At 56.0% G+C, this 15,181-nt stretch carries 12 protein-coding genes; all 12 read left to right on the top strand.

Annotated features, from left to right (window positions below):
- The first annotated feature begins 465 nt into the window (after window positions 1-465).
- The 12 genes from ACJ8QI_RS10500 to ACJ8QI_RS10445 all read left to right on the top strand — a co-directional run bounded on the left by ACJ8QI_RS10500 (window position 466) and on the right by ACJ8QI_RS10445 (window position 15,001).
- Entirely contained in the window at window positions 466-1,365 is a 900-nt protein-coding gene (locus ACJ8QI_RS10500) for a transcriptional regulator (protein ID WP_442532452.1), read from the top strand.
- Between the two features lie 181 nt (window positions 1,366-1,546).
- On the top strand, window positions 1,547-2,509 hold the full coding sequence (locus ACJ8QI_RS10495; RefSeq protein ID WP_060424066.1) for an NAD-dependent epimerase/dehydratase family protein: 963 nt from the start codon (window positions 1,547-1,549) through the stop codon (window positions 2,507-2,509).
- 174 nt (window positions 2,510-2,683) lie between these two features.
- Complete coding sequence (gene wecA, locus ACJ8QI_RS10490) at window positions 2,684-3,733, top strand: UDP-N-acetylglucosamine--undecaprenyl-phosphate N-acetylglucosaminephosphotransferase (protein ID WP_060424063.1); 1,050 nt, start codon at window positions 2,684-2,686, stop codon at window positions 3,731-3,733.
- Window positions 3,734-3,778: 45 nt separating this feature from the next.
- Window positions 3,779-4,912 (top strand): polysaccharide export protein, encoded by a 1,134-nt coding sequence (locus ACJ8QI_RS10485; protein WP_060424060.1) that lies wholly within the window; start codon window positions 3,779-3,781, stop codon window positions 4,910-4,912.
- A 27-nt stretch (window positions 4,913-4,939) separates the two neighbouring features.
- Window positions 4,940-7,120, top strand: coding sequence for a polysaccharide biosynthesis tyrosine autokinase (locus tag ACJ8QI_RS10480; protein ID WP_442532451.1), 2,181 nt, complete (start codon window positions 4,940-4,942; stop codon window positions 7,118-7,120).
- Between the two features lie 4 nt (window positions 7,121-7,124).
- Window positions 7,125-8,423 carry a flippase gene (locus ACJ8QI_RS10475; RefSeq protein WP_038876976.1) on the top strand — a complete coding sequence of 433 codons (1,299 nt, stop codon included), beginning with the start codon at window positions 7,125-7,127 and terminating at the stop codon, window positions 8,421-8,423.
- A complete protein-coding gene (locus ACJ8QI_RS10470; RefSeq protein ID WP_060440674.1) occupies window positions 8,404-9,252 on the top strand; it encodes an ATP-grasp fold amidoligase family protein in 849 nt (282 codons plus the stop codon). The genes ACJ8QI_RS10475 and ACJ8QI_RS10470 overlap by 20 nt, the downstream gene beginning before the upstream one ends.
- Before the next feature lie 6 nt (window positions 9,253-9,258).
- Window positions 9,259-10,413: a hypothetical protein gene (locus tag ACJ8QI_RS10465; protein ID WP_070914682.1), complete on the top strand. Its 1,155-nt coding sequence runs from the start codon at window positions 9,259-9,261 to the stop codon at window positions 10,411-10,413.
- Between the two features lie 3 nt (window positions 10,414-10,416).
- Entirely contained in the window at window positions 10,417-11,322 is a 906-nt protein-coding gene (locus ACJ8QI_RS10460) for a glycosyltransferase family 2 protein (protein ID WP_038876980.1), read from the top strand.
- 1 nt (window position 11,323) lies between these two features.
- Entirely contained in the window at window positions 11,324-12,379 is a 1,056-nt protein-coding gene (locus ACJ8QI_RS10455) for a glycosyltransferase family 4 protein (RefSeq protein ID WP_070914683.1), read from the top strand.
- Between the two features lie 7 nt (window positions 12,380-12,386).
- Window positions 12,387-13,130, top strand: coding sequence for a glycosyltransferase family 2 protein (locus tag ACJ8QI_RS10450; protein WP_060424048.1), 744 nt, complete (start codon window positions 12,387-12,389; stop codon window positions 13,128-13,130).
- Between the two features lie 11 nt (window positions 13,131-13,141).
- A complete protein-coding gene (locus tag ACJ8QI_RS10445) occupies window positions 13,142-15,001 on the top strand; it encodes a carbohydrate binding domain-containing protein (RefSeq protein ID WP_442532695.1) in 1,860 nt (619 codons plus the stop codon).
- The last annotated feature ends 180 nt before the right edge of the window (window positions 15,002-15,181 follow it).

Here is a 15,181-nt window from a genome sequence, read left to right as displayed (position 1 = left end):
GATCATCTATAGGGTTTTGTCTTAGATGCTGCGCCCATCCACTGGAATGAACCCTGGGGTTAAATCAGACAACTCTCATTCTGTTTTTTCCGGCTTTTTGTAGTCTATCTGGCAATCAGATTAGGTGGAAAAACAGGATGAATTCACGTGGCGGAATGAAATTTCACAATTTTATTCGATTAACAATCAAACAACACTGCTGGCTTTTTCTTTTAAAATCAATGAGGTGCTAGTTTGAATTTTACGGTAATCATGAAAGAAATCCATGTTGCCAACAGGGAAAAAGAGTCGTTTGGATAAACATAACATCCTTAATCAGGCCTAATGTAAAAAATGAAATCAGAAAATTTTTATAAAAGCCAATATCCAATGGATGCAACCTGTTGAGTTTACATTTAATTTCTTGAACATTTTTTGATATTTCTATACAAAGTGTGCAGGACAGGCACGCTAAGGAAATTAAAAGTGAATCTTGATAAAAGAATAAAGATTAGGAATCTCGATGTTCTGACTCCTGCCGGGGAGAAATTCCGTCTGCGTTGGAAGGAGTATCAAATTCTTTCGCTGCTTGTCGCCAGATCACCAGAACTGGTTACCCGAACGGAAATTATAGAAAATATCTGGAAAGGAACGTATTGTTCAGATTCAACGATAAATCAAACAATTAAATCTATTCGTCAGAAAATTAGCGACGCGGAACATACGCTTATCAGAACCATTCCTCGTTTGGGTTACAAGGTGGAAAATCAAGCCGTTTTTCACTTTATATCCGAAGATGAGGACTACGCTGACGACGATATATTAAATGACGGCAATGATATTGGCGCTGATATTCAAGCGGAACTTTCCGAAAATGAAAGTGAATCGCCTGAAATCAACGAAGAGAAAATAGATAAGCCGCGTAAATCGCCCCTTGTTGCTGCGCCTGTCGCAACGATGGAATCAGCCAAAGCACCGGTGCAGGAAAAGAAGCCGGCGGCAGTGCGTCGCTTTTTCAGCATGCCTGCCAGCCGCGTAGTGAAATACCTGACGGTATTCGCTTCGTTGCTGGTTATTTCACATTTTTCATATGTGCTCGGTAACCAAACTCGCCCGCCGGTGATCAATGATATTCAGAACAACACGCGCGTTGTGTTGACGCTGACGCTGAATAATCCCCATACCAACAGCCCGCAAACCCTGTTCTGCCTGTACCAGGGCGAGAGCATGGATCAGGCGACCATCGAATGCGTCGACCCTAAGCAAGGGCAGCTTAAATTGCCGGTAAAATATGAGACTTCTTCTACGCCGGGTAAAGGTCAGATTAATCTCATATTGCCGAATAAAACCTTGCAATATCAAGTTGCTTACGATGTTAAAAATTAACGCTGAATGAGGTTTTATCTTTAGCGATAATTTTACATTTGATGAAATCTTTTATTTCATTATTTGTTATTTGAAAGCCAGGTTCGATTTGTCCAGTCTGGAACTCATTACCTAACGCATATTAGCGCCCTGTTTCCATTGCGGTGACAGGAATAATGAGAAACCTGCTGAGTGACAAATTATGGATAAGCGTAAAGTAGCTATTATCGGGGGTTCCGGTTTTATCGGAACACGCCTGGCGAAACGTCTCAGTGAGCGCGACGACCTGACGTTGGTCATCGTTGACAAGCAACCCAGCGCACATTTTCCGGCGCTCTATCAGTATGGCGATGTGACGCAGCCCCAGACCTTGCAAGAACCGCTGGCGGGCTGTGATGCCATCATTAATCTGGCGGCGGAACATCAGGACAATGTCGATCCTATTTCGCTCTATTATCAGGTCAATGTCGAAGGCGCACGCCATGTCTGCATGACCGCCTCCGCATTGAATATTCGCCAAATCATTTTCACCTCCTCGGTTGCCGTTTACGGGTTCGTTGAACAGGAAACCGATGAAGGGGGGCGTTTCGAGCCCTTCAACCATTACGGCAAATCCAAGCTCGAAGCGGAATATGTTTATGAAGCCTGGCGCAAGGCGGATAGCGCAAACAAATTGACCATCATCCGCCCGACGGTGGTTTTCGGGGAAGGCAACCGCGGCAACGTGTATAACCTGTTCCGCCAGATCGCCAGCGGCCGATTCGTGATGATTGGCAGCGGTAATAATATGAAGTCGATGGCCTACGTTGAAAATATTGCCGCGCGGCTGGAACATGCGCTGGATCAACAGTCAACGTATCAGGTCAGCAACTACGTCGATAAACCGGACTTTACGATGAATCAGTTGGTCGACGTTATTTCCTCTTCGCTGGGCAGAGAAAATAAGACGATTCGCATTCCCTATGCCGTAGGCATATGCGGCGCAACCGCCTTGGATGTTGTCAGTAAAATAAGTCGCAAAAAATTCCCAATCAGCCGCGTAAGAGTGCAGAAATTCTGCGCCAGAACGCAATTTAAAAGTAGTGTGCGGAATAATTTCGTGGCGCCGGTAGAACTTGATTCGGCAATCGAAAGAACCATTAAGCATGAGTTTTCTGAGAGATAACTTAACCGCACGCTGGCGTTATTTACCTATTTCCGCCGACAAGCGGATAAATCTGCATTTTTCAGGATTAATTCATGCTGACTTATATCCTGGCAGGATCAATTTTGTTTTTGTTAATAGCGCATTGGGAGCTGTAACTCAAGGGCGGTAGCGTGCTTATTCGCTGGAGGAACGATGTTATATCAACTGAGCGTGATATTTGTGCTGGCGGTCGCCTGGGTGCTTATTGCCCGCCGGGCCGCTTTGGTGGTGGGGTTGGTGGATAAGCCCAATGCGCGCAAGCAACATCTGGGGCATATTCCGCTGGTCGGCGGCATCGCCGTGTACCTGACGCTGACGCTGATGACGCTGTGGCAACCCGCCTGGCTGCCCGACAGCGCCGTCTATCTGTTGTGCGTCACGGCGCTGGTGGTGTTGGGCGTACTGGATGACCGCTTTGATCTGCCCGTGGCGCCGCGCGTCATGGTGCAGGGAGGGATCGCGCTGGCGATGATGCTGGCGGCAGGGATGCAGCTTTCCTCGCTGGGCTATGTCTGGGGCCATCAGGAAGTGATGCTCGGTTATGGCGCGCTGCTGCTTACGCCGCTGGCGGTCTGGGGGGCGATCAACGCCTACAACATGGTCGATGGCATCGATGGGCAGCTGGGCGCCTTGTCCTGCGTCACCTTCGTGGCGTTGGCCATCCTGTTCGGATTGGGCGGCCGGGAAGACCTGGCGCTGTGGTGTCTGGGTCTGATCGTCGCGCTGGCGGCTTATCTGCTGTTTAACCTGAGCCTGTTCGGTGCGCGCAACAAGATCTTTATGGGAGACGCCGGCAGCATGGTGATCGGCTTCAGCGTGCTGTGGCTGGTGTTGCTGGCGACGCAGGGGCCGCAGTCGGTGATGCGCCCGGTCACCGCGCTGTGGTTGATCGCCATTCCCCTGATGGACATGGTGACCGTGATGGTGCGCCGCCTGTTGCGCCGCCAAAGCCCCTTCAAAGCGGGCCGCGATCACTTACACCATATTTTGATGCGCCGCGGGCTCAATGCGCGCCAGGCGCTGGCAATGAGCACCATGCTGGCGGTGACGCTGGCCTGCGTCGGCATTTGCAGCGAAGTGTTGAAGCTGCAGGAAAGCCTGATGCTGGTGGCGTTTCTGCTCTGTTTCTGCGGTTATTTCGCCATGCTGCGTGAACCGCGCCAGGCAACGGTACTCCGCGACAACCCCAGCGTTGGCCGATAATCCTCTCACGGGCTGCGGCAGCAGCCCGTCTATCACGGTACCTCCATGAATCTTCATTTGGCCCTTTTGATGCCGTTGGTCTGCACCTCCGCGCTGTTGAGCGGTTGTACGGTGGTCCCCGGCTCGCATTTACCGACCAGTGGAAAAGCCATCGTCGTGCAGCAGGACGACGATTTCGATTTGAATAACCAGGTACAGGTCTATCGCATGTCGCCGATGCTGCTGCAGAAAATGCGGCGCGTAGAACCGGTCGCCCGGCCGAACCCGGCGCTGGATCAGCGGTTGCAGAGTTATCAATACCGCATCGGCGTCGGCGACGTGTTGAACGTCACGGTTTGGGATCACCCCGAGTTGACCACGCCGGCCGGGCAGTACCGCAGCGCCAGCGACACCGGCAACTGGGTGCATGCGGATGGCACGATCTTTTATCCCTATATCGGGCGCGTGGCGGTGGTGGGCAAGACCGTCACCGAAGTGCGCAGCCTGATTGCCGGCCGTCTGGCGCAGTATGTGGAAAGCCCGCAGGTGGACGTCAGCATCGCCGCTTTCCGCTCGCAGAAGGCTTACGTGACCGGCGAAGTGAAAACCTCCGGCCAACAGGCGATCACCAACGTGCCGTTGACCATCCTGGACGCGATCAACGCCGCCGGCGGCCTGACGGACAACGCCGACTGGCGCAACGTGGTGCTGACCCATCAGGGCAAGGAGCGGGCTATCTCGCTGCAGGCGCTGATGCAGCGCGGCGACATCAGCCAGAACGCGCTGCTGCAGCCGGGCGACATCCTCTACATCCCGCGCAATGACGAACTGAAAGTGTTCGTGATGGGCGAGGTGGGTAAGCAAGCGACGCTGAAGATGGATCGCAGCGGCATGACCCTGACTGAAGCCCTCGGATCTTCCGAAGGGATCAGCCAGACGGTGGCGGATGCGACCGGGGTATTCGTGATCCGGCCGAGCGGCGGTAAAACGCCGCAGCGGCTGGCGACGCTGTATCAGTTCGATCTCTCCGATGCCAGCGCGCTGGCGATGGGCGCTGAATTTCAGCTGGAACCTTACGACGTCGTGTACGTCACTGCGGCGCCGGTCGCGCGCTGGAACCGTTTGATCAGCCAGCTGGTGCCGACCATCAGCAGCTTTAACGATCTCAGCGAGGCTACCTTGCGCGTGCGCAACTGGTAACTCCGCAGGGTGAATAAGGAACAGAAGATGAAAAACAATGCGCTGTCCGTGATGGTGGCCGAACAAGATGAAAAGCTGGAGTGGGAGCGCCTGATCGGGCCGCTGTGGGATAACCGTTGGCGGATCGCCGCCGTGACCGGTTTGGCCGGCGTGCTGGGTGTTGCCTACGCCCTGCTGGCCACCCCGGTATACCAGGCCACGGCGGTGGTGCAGGTGGAGAAGCAGCTGTCCGGCGATTCGCTGCTGCGTGAAACGCTGGACAGCTCGATGGGGCAAAGTTCGGCGACGGAGGATGAGGTGACGCTGGTCAAGTCACGCTACGTGCTGGGCAAAACGGTGGACGCCCTCGGTCTGACGGTGCGCGTCAGCCCGGACTATTTCCCGGTGTTCGGCAAAGGCTTTGCCCGGCTGAGCGGCGAAAAGCCGCCGGTCCTGGACATTACCACGCTGACGACGCCGGAGGACATGCTGGACGAAACGCTGACGCTGACGGTGCGCGACGGACAGCATTACGAATTGAGCCATGACGGCGACAAACTGTTCAGCGGCGTGGTCGGGCAGCCGGTGGCGCAGGGCGGTTGGAACATGACCGTCTCGGCGCTGGACGCGGCGCCGGGCGCCAGCTTTACCGTGGTCAAAGTCGCGCGTCAAAAAGCGGTGGACGATCTGCGTAAATACCTGGACGTGGTGCCGGGTGGCAAGGACAGCGGCATCATGACCTTTACGCTGCCGAGCGAAGATCCGCAGAATGCCGAGGCGATGCTGAAGAACATCACCGACAACTATCTGCAGCAGAACGTGGATCGCAAAACGGAAGAGACGCAGCGTATGCTGGCGTTCCTGCAAGAGCAGCTGCCGCAAACGCAAACCTCATTGAACAACGCCGAAACTCAGCTCAATCAATTCCGCCAGCAAAACGACTCGGTGGATTTGTCGCTGGAAGCCAAATCGGTGCTGGATACTCAGGTGCAGCTCGAGGCCCAGCTCAACGAGCTGACCTTCAAGGAAGCGGAGATCTCCAAGCTCTATACCCGTGTGCACCCGGCTTACCGGGCGCTGCTGGAAAAGCGCGCCACGCTGGAGGCGGAAAAGGCGCGGCTGGGTAAACAGGTGCAGACGCTGCCGAAAATGCAGCAGGAGATCCTGCGCCTCACCCGCGACGTGCAGGTGGATCAGCAGGTTTACATGCAGCTGATGAACAAGCAGCAGGAGCTGAGCATCAGCAAGGCCGGCACGGTGGGCAACGTTCGCATCATCGACGAGGCGGAAACCGCTATCCGGCCGATCAAGCCGCAAAAGGCGTTGATCGTGCTGTTGGCGCTGCTGCTGGGCGCGGCGGGCGCCGCCTCGGTCGTGCTGTTGCGCGCGGCTTTCCATCGCGGCATCAATGACATCGATACCCTGGAGAGACGGGGCATCAACGTCTACGCCACCGTGCCGCTGTCGCCGTGGCAGGTGAAGCGCAACCGCGAACAGCGTCATTTGCTGCCTAAATCCGGCGGCCGGCGCTTGCCGATCCTGGCGGTGGCCGAACCGACGGATCTGTCGGTGGAAGCGATCCGCAGCCTGCGCACCAGCCTGCATTTCGCCATGATGGAGGCCAAGAACAACATTCTGATGGTCTCCGGTGCCAGCCCGGAAAGCGGCAAGAGCTTTACCAGTACCAACCTGGCGGTGGTGGTGGCGCAGGCCGGGCAGCGGGTGCTGTTGATCGACGCCGATATGCGCAAAGGCTTCCTGCACCGCTGGCTGGCGGATGACGGGCATCAGGGCCTGTCCGATCTGCTGGTGGGCAACGTGATGGCGGAACAGGCGGTGCGGAAAACCGCCATCGCCAATCTGGACTTCGTGCCGCGCGGCCAGGTGCCGCCGAACCCGTCCGAACTGTTGATGCATCGCCGTTTCGCCGATTTTCTGCGCTGGGCCGGGCAAAACTACGATCTGGTGCTGATCGATACGCCGCCGATTCTGGCGGTGACGGATGCGGCGATCGTCGGCAATCACGCCGGCACCTCGCTGCTGGTGGTGCGTTTTGAGGTCAACACCGTCAAGCAGATCGAAACCAGCATGCGCCGTTTCGAACAGAATGGGGTGGGGATCAAGGGCGTGATCCTCAACGGCATGGTGAAGAAGGCGTCAACCGACATGAGCTACTACAACTTCGCCTACCCAAGCCATCGGGAAGATCGCCCGCAGGCAGGGGAATAAGCGGGTGAAGGCCATTATCACCAATGCCCTGTGGCTGATGCTCGAACGCGTTTCGCTCAGCCTGTCCGGCATCTTCGTCTCCATTTACGTTGCGCGCTATCTGGGGCCCGCGCAGTTTGGCGCGCTCAACTATCTGTTGGCGACGATTGCCATCGTGGTGCCACTGGTACAGTTGGGCGCCGACAGCATCATTTTCAACCGCGTCGCCCGCCGACAACCAAGCGGCATTCGCCTGATGCTGGCGTCAATACGCCTGCGCCGTTGGCTGTTCCTGGCGGTGACGCTGCCGATACTGACATGGAGCTATTTCAGCCAATCGCCCGCCAGCCAACTGATGACGCTGTTGCTGCTTGTCAGCGCCTATTTCTCGATTCAGGACGTGTACAAGATTTATTACGATGCCCGCCTGCAGTCGAAACGCAATACGCTGATCAACAACCTAGCGCTGCTGCTGTCGATCGGACTGCGGCTGGCGCTGGTGAGCGCCGCGCTGCCGCTGGTGTGGTTCGCGGTGCCCTACATCCTCAGCAGCGCCGTCCCTTACCTGGCGCGCCTCTGGTTATTCCGTGGCGAAGCTGCGGCCTCGCCGCGGGTTACGCCGCGCCAGGCCGGGCGCTATGGCCGTTATTTGCTCAAGGTGGGCCTGCCGCTGGCCATCTCCAGCCTGTCGATAGTGATCTATACCCGCATCGATCAAATCATGCTGGGCAATCTGGTCGGCGAGCAGGCGGTAGGCTGGTTCAGTGCCGCCACCACCCTCAGCCAAGGCTGGGTGTTCGTGCCGATGGCGCTGATCACCTCGTTGATGCCGGGCATTGCCAGCTGTCGCGATCCGTTGGAGCAAGAATACCGTATACGGGTGCTGTATTTGGTGGTCTTGGGCCTGTCGTTGCCGGTGTTGCTGGGCCTGTGGTGGTTCGCCCACCCGGCCATTGCGCTGCTGTACGGTGCCGCTTTCCAACCGGCCGCCAGCATCCTGGCTATTTGTACGCTGACCTCGTTGTTCTCGGTAATGGGGACAGTTTCTTACCGCAGCATCGTGCTGTTCGCCGGTTATCGCTTTATCGCCATCAAGATGCCGTTGGTGGCCGTGGCGAACGTGGTGATGAATCTGCTGCTGATCCCGCGCTACGGCCTGATCGGCGCGGCGGTGTCTACGCTGCTGGCGGAATTCATTTCGTTCTTCGTGCTGAACAGTTTATTCCGTGGCGGAAAAATTACCCGACTGCAGCTGACCTGTTTTTACTGCTTGCCGCGTCTTGTCAGCAAATTAAGGAGAGAACATGTTAAACATCCTGGTTAAAAACATTTCCAAGCGCCTGCCCGATGCCTGGCACCATCAGGTTAAATACGCGCTCTATTTCAAGAAGCTGCCACACCTGTCAAAACCGACCGGCTTCAGCGAAAAGATCATGCGACGCAAAATTTACCCGCGCAGCATCTACACCACCTTGTCGGACAAGTTCAAGGTACGTGAATTTATCGCCGGTCTGTGGGGCGAGGAGTATCTGGTAGAGCTGTATGCGCATGGCACCGAGCTCAGCTACGACATGTTCAGGCAATTGCCCAACGCCTTTGTACTGAAAGCCAACCACGGCAGCGGTTATAACCGGTTGGTGTTCGACAAACAGCAGGTGAGCTACGCGGAGTTGTACGATCTCAGCAACGCGTGGATGCGCAGCAACTTTTACGAGCAGAGTCGCGAAAAGCATTATCTGGATATCGAACCCTGCATCATGGTGGAGCGCCTGTTGCTGGATGGCGAGCAGGTGCCGAACGATATCAAGTTTCATTGTTTTAACGACAATCATGAAATTCGCATGTTCATCCAGGTGGACTATCAGCGTTTCGGCACTCATCGGCGCGATATTTTCGATATCGACTGGAACCGCACCGAAATCCGTATCAGCTTGCCGAATGCCGACGAACCGATGCCGCGCCCTACGCGGCTGGACGAAATGACGCGTTTGGCTCGCCAGACAGCGCAGCAGTTCTCTTATGTCCGCGTGGATTTCTACCAGGTCGGCGAGAAGGTGTATTTCGGTGAGTTGACGTTTACGCCTGGCGCGGGGTTAAGCAAGCTGATGCCGAAAAACATTGAGCAGGAATGGGGCAGTTATTTTACTGAGTAAACACTTATGCAAAGAGTCGCCTCCAATTTTCAAATGCATGCCAACGCCGGTTATAATCAGTCGCGGGATTTAGTCAATCAATCCATCGTATTGACCTTTCTGCTGATGTTTTTCGTGAAAACCTTCCTGACCTCGGGATCGTTCAACAGCGAGCTGATTAATAAAACCGTGATGGGGCTTAATGGCCTGATGTTGCTCTATGTCGGTTATGCATTTTTTATCGCTACGCTGGCGGAAAAAGCGGTTGCGGGTTTTTTGGCTCTGTTGTTTCTGGTTAATATTGCCACCGGGCATGGGGATTATCTGTTTGGCGCGGTATTCAGCACGGCGGTGATCATTTTATTTCGCCGCATAGACATGGGACGTGGCGCTGAAATGTTTGCCATCGCCTTTGTGGTGGCAGGGTTGCTGATGGTCATTCCCTATAGCTTTTACACCAATGGGTTTGTTTATCTTGATGAACGTTACGGCAACAGATTAACGCTGGGTTTCGATAACCCGAATACCCTGGCGTATTATTCTTTTGCCTTGTTCGCCACGCTGCTGTGCCTGATCGACCATGCGAAACTAATGCGTGGAATGAAAAATATCGCGTCGTTGGCGGTGTCGGCGTTAATTCTCCCGGTGCTGATGTATTCCTATTCTCGTACCTGTTTTATGCTGGCGTTGTTGATGTTATTGCTGTTTTGGCTGGCGCCGCTGCTGCGTGTCGCCCCCAATAGAAAAGTCTGCATCGTGCTGACGTTGGTTATTGTCGGCTTTCAATTCGCCAGCGTTATGCTCTGGGGCAGCAATCCGGCATTGGACGTCCTCTTGAACCAGGCGTTGACCGGGCGAGTCTGGTTCTCCTGGCAGATGTTTCAGGCGGTGGGGCTACCCAACCCGCTGTTCGGCATGAATATAGAACCTTATAAACCCGTCGATTTCTTCTTCATTGCCATGTTTTATTCGGCTGGTGGCATCGCCTCTGTCGTCATGCTTTTCTGTTATTTTCACCTGTTGGGTAACATGCGCAAGCTGAGTCGGTTCATGCGCTGGGTGGTGGTGGTTTTCCTGTTAACAACGTTGACGGAAACCTATTTTTTGGTCCCGGTATTTAACGTGTCGTTATTGTTGCTTTGCCGTGGAAAAGAAATGATAAATTCTAAATTAGAGGGTTAAGAAATGGATTTCTCGATCGTGATCCCTATTTACAATAGTGCACGCTATCTGCCTAAAACTCTGAAGCGGGTTTTCAACGCTTGCCAGGGGTTCGACTATCAGGTGATTTTGGTTGATGATTGCTCTGACGAGGATGATATTAAATATATTCGCCAGATAGCAGCAACCAATAGCAATGTGATGCTGCACGAGAAAAAAAAGAAGAGCAATGCGGCGGTATCGCGTAACTTAGGCATCAAGTTGGCGCAATCGGAGATCGTGTTTTTTCTCGATTCCGATGATTACTTCACAACCAACTATATTATCCGCCGCATGAATAAACATGAAGATCGCCATATTGATATTATCTTCGGTAACTATGCGGAGGTGAGCGGCGATTCGGTACGTGACTTCAACTTCCACTACAAATCCGGTTCTTCCGGCGAAGATTTTCTTTTTCTGGAAATGGGCGATATTCGTTCATCCACCATCAGCATACGTAAAAAAAGCGATCGCCGCTTTTTATTTCCCGAGTTCCTCAATAAGCATCAGGATTGGGGCTTTTTGGTCAATGCCACCAATTTGGGCGCGCATGTGGCGCACGACGCCGGCGGAGGGGTGTTTCTCGACGTAGGGCGCTACGGGCGCATGACGGCGAAGCTTAATCTGGAGGCCAGCGATCGCTTTATCAATACCTTCCTCAGCCCCAGCGATCGCCATATCAGCGGATTCGCCTGCAAGCACCTGCTGGCCTCGCTGTATTCGGAGAACGCCCAGGCGTTCAATTATTACTCGTCGCGCATCGTGCGGCGCAGCCTGAGCGGCAAGTTCAAGATGATCAAATGGTATGGCGATTGTCTGGCGCGGTTGGGGTTGTTCTCGGTGGGCGGCCGGCTGCTGCGCAATGTACGCCAGGGATTCAGGAGATGATATGCAACCACGCAAGGTAATCATCGTTATCGAAAATATAGCGGGCAAGGGCGGAACTGAACGGGTCGCCAGCGGTTTGGCCAATGCGCTGGCGCGTCTGCCGGGTTACGAGGTGGCGCTGTTTTCGCTGTTTGGCGAGCGGAGCTTCTTTCCGCTGGCGAACGACGTCCGGCTGCGCTGCGGCGGCGGCGATTCGCTGTTCTGGCCATGGCGGCTGGCGATGGCCCTGCGGCGTGAACGCGCGGACGTGATCATTACCGTTTCCATGGGGAAGCTGTCGGTGGTAATGACGCCTTTTCTGCGTTTGTTCTGTGCCCGCAGCCGGCTGCTGCTGAGTGAACACGTCAGCTTTCACCAGTATCCGCGCGTATTTAAGTGGTTGAAGTTGCTGGTTTACCGGCTGTGTGACCGCGTAATTTTTCTGACGCGGCAAGATAGCGACGCCATCGCCCGCTGGGTGGGGGCGGGGAAATGTCGGGTGATCGAGAACGTTTCACCGTTCGGCACGCAGGCGCCGACGCCGACGCTGCAGAAAAAGGTGGCGCTGGCGGTGGGGCGATTGAGCAATCAGAAAGGCTTCGATCGTCTGATCGCGTTGTGGCGAGGAGTGGCGGCGCAGGCGCCGGATTGGCGGCTGCTGATTATTGGCGACGGTCCGGAGCGCGACGCATTGCGGCGGCAGATTGAAGACGCCGGGTTGGAGCGGCAGGTGAGTCTGCTGCCGGCCACCGCCGACGTGGCGGCCTATTATCGCCAAGCCAGCCTGTATCTGATGACTTCTCGCTATGAAGGGTTGCCGATGGTGCTGATCGAAGCCATGAGTTTCGGCCTGCCGCTGGTGGCCTACGACTGCAAGACCGGCCCGGCCGAGTTGATAGACGATGGCGTCAACGGCTATCTGGTGCCCGATGACGACGCCGCCGCCTTCAGCGAAGGGGTGATCAAACTGATGCTCGATCCGGGTTTGCGCGAGCACTTTTCTCTCGCCGCGTTAGAGAAGTCCCGTCGTTTTTCTCCCGAACGTATTTATCCCGAGTGGCAACAGCTCACCGAGTGAGGACAGAATGGAAAAGATATCCGTGATAATGCCGGCCTACAATGCGGCGCACTCTATTAAAGAGTCGATTCTAGGCGTGCTGAATCAGCGATTTACCGATTATCACCTGTATGTGATCGATGATGCGTCCACCGACGATACTGCCGAGGTGGTGCGGCCGTTTATCCACGATCGCCTCACCTACATACGCAATGAGCATAACCAGGGCGTGGCGGAAACGCGCAACATCGGCATTGAGGCGGCGAAGGGCGACTATATCGCCTTCTGCGACAGCGATGACGTATGGCTCCCCAACAAGCTGTCGCGCCAGGCGAGCATTTTGCAAACCCGCCGCTACGACGTGGTGTGTTCCCATTATTACACCTTCGAAGACGACCTAAAGTTGATCAAAAACACCCGGGGTGCGGATGAGCTTATTGGCTATCAGGACATGTTGAAAAGCAACTGGATCGGCAATCTCACCGGCATCTACAACCAGAAGCGCATCGGTAAGGTGTATCAGCAAAAAGTGGGGCATGAGGACTATTTGATGTGGCTGGCGGTGCTGCAGAAGGCGCGTAACGGCCTGGCCTACTGCATTCCCGAACCGCTGGCCTGTTACCGATTGTCTACCCATTCGCTGTCGGGCAACAAAATCCGCGCCGCGGACTGGCAATGGCGGATTTACCGTCAGCATTTGGGGCTGTCTTACCAGAAATCCTGCTATCTGTTCGCCACTTACCTGTTCAACGCCGTGGTGAAAAGGAAATGACCATGAAGGGGATGTATCAGATGGCGGCTCTGGGCTGTTGCGCCTGGTGGAGCGCTTCGGCGCTGGCGCAGAGCTGCCAACCCAATCTGTTGGCCAACCCCGGCTTTGAGCAGGGGCTCAGCGGCTGGCGTGCGCAGGGCGCACAGGCCGACGGCGATGCGCACAGCGGCCGTGGTAGTCTGCGTTATGACAATGCAGATGCCGCGCAGTACCGCACCTTCAGTCAGATGCTGCGGGTTGCGCCCGGGCAGACGATCGATTTCGGCGTCTGGCTGAAGACCCATGGCGTACGCGGGCAAAGCCGCGACGGCGGCGCCGGGGTTTATCTGCAGAGCTTCGATGCGCAGGGGCGCTTTCTGGAAGGCAGCTATCCGGCAGGGGTGACCGGCGACAGCGGCTGGCGGCAGGTGAGCGCCAGCTATACCGTGCCGCCGCAGGCGGCGCGAGTCACTTTTGGCGTCTATCTGCGCAAGGGGAGCACCGGTACCGCCTGGTTTGACGACGCCTATGCGTGTGCTCGAGCGTCTACGCCGGCGTTGTATCAGCTCGGCGCGTCGGCGCAGGGGAAGGTTGACACGCTGTTGGTCACTCCGCAGCCGCAGCGTTTGCAGGTCGACAGCGAATTGCTCAATGCCGAGGGGCTGGTTGTTCACCGTAGCCGCGACCGTTATCAGGTTGAAGGGCAGCGCCGGATCGAATACCCACTGCCGACCGGCCTGGCCCAGGGGGAATACCGTTTGCGTCAGCAGATCACCGGGCAGCAACCCCAGCCGGCACAGGGCAGCGAGCTGTCTTTTCGCGTCGGGCAGCCTGCGGCCAAAGTGGCGATCGACAGCGAAGGCTTTACCGTGCGCGATGGTCAACGGCTTTTCCCGTTGGGTATTTACGCCAACGTGGCTACCGATGAGCATTTGGCGCGCATCGCAGCGGCGGGATTCAACACGGTGCTGAATTATGATTATGGGGAGAAGAAAGATCCTTACGCTTTTTTCCGCAACGCACGCCAGCGCGGGCTGCTGGTGATTTACTCCGTCAAAGATCAGTACCGCGGCAGCCGCTTCGCGCCGCCCGCGCGCGGTGGTGACTACGCGGCGCTGACGGCCTGGTACGTGCAGCGCTTGCGCTCTCAGCCCAACCTGCTCGCCTGGTACATCAACGATGAGCTGGGGCCGGAATATCTCGATAAGATCGAGGAAAAAAACCTGCAAATAAAGCAGCTTGACGGCGATCATCCCACCTTCCAGGTGTTGAACAAAACCGGGGAGTTGGACGCTCACTTCAACAGCAGCGACATTTTGGCGACCGACCCTTACCCGGTGGGGAACGATAGCGATCTGACGCGCACCACGCGTTATACCGAACTCACGGTGCAGGCCGCCCGCCAGGCGCGCGGGGCCTGGGTGGTGATGCAAATCATGGATCACGCCGCTTATGACGCCCGCCGTAAGCCACATCCGCCGTCAGAGGCGGAAATCCGCAACCAGGCCTGGCAGGCGCTGATCGGCGGCGCCAAGGGGCTGTTGTTTTATTCCTATACCGATCTGTTTTACAAGCGTAAAACCGGCCGCTTCGACCAACGGGAGTTTGACGCCACCTGGCGCGGTGTGGCTGCCGTGTCGCAGCAAATCGCCGCTTTCACCCCTTATCTGCTGACGGGAAAATCGACGCCGCTGGCGGGAAGCGATCCGCAAATGCCGGCGCGGATGTTTATTCTGGGCGATCGCGCCTTGCTGCTGGTAGCCAATCCTTACTATCGAGAGGGAAGCACCCGGTTGCGCCTTCCGGCGGGCTGGCGGCAGCAGGATGGGGGGGCGGAGATCGCGCTGGCGTTGCCCGCCGTGGGCACCGCGACGCTGTGGCTCCAGCGCTGAATGCGTCGAGTTAACGTCACGCGGGAGGTCTCTCCCGCGTCCTACCCCCAAATACCCCGCCTTGCCTCCCTTCCGCCAGTCTTTGTCATGACAGTCTCTTTTATTCATTTAAATTCAATCGATTAACTCCCTCTCCCGCACCTATACTTTGGTGGTATTTCTCACCCGATACGCGCGTCG

The organism is Serratia sp. CY84636, from assembly GCF_052166245.1.
Lineage (GTDB): Bacteria > Pseudomonadota > Gammaproteobacteria > Enterobacterales > Enterobacteriaceae > Serratia > Serratia nevei.
This window is presented reverse-complemented; position numbering and strand designations above follow the sequence as displayed.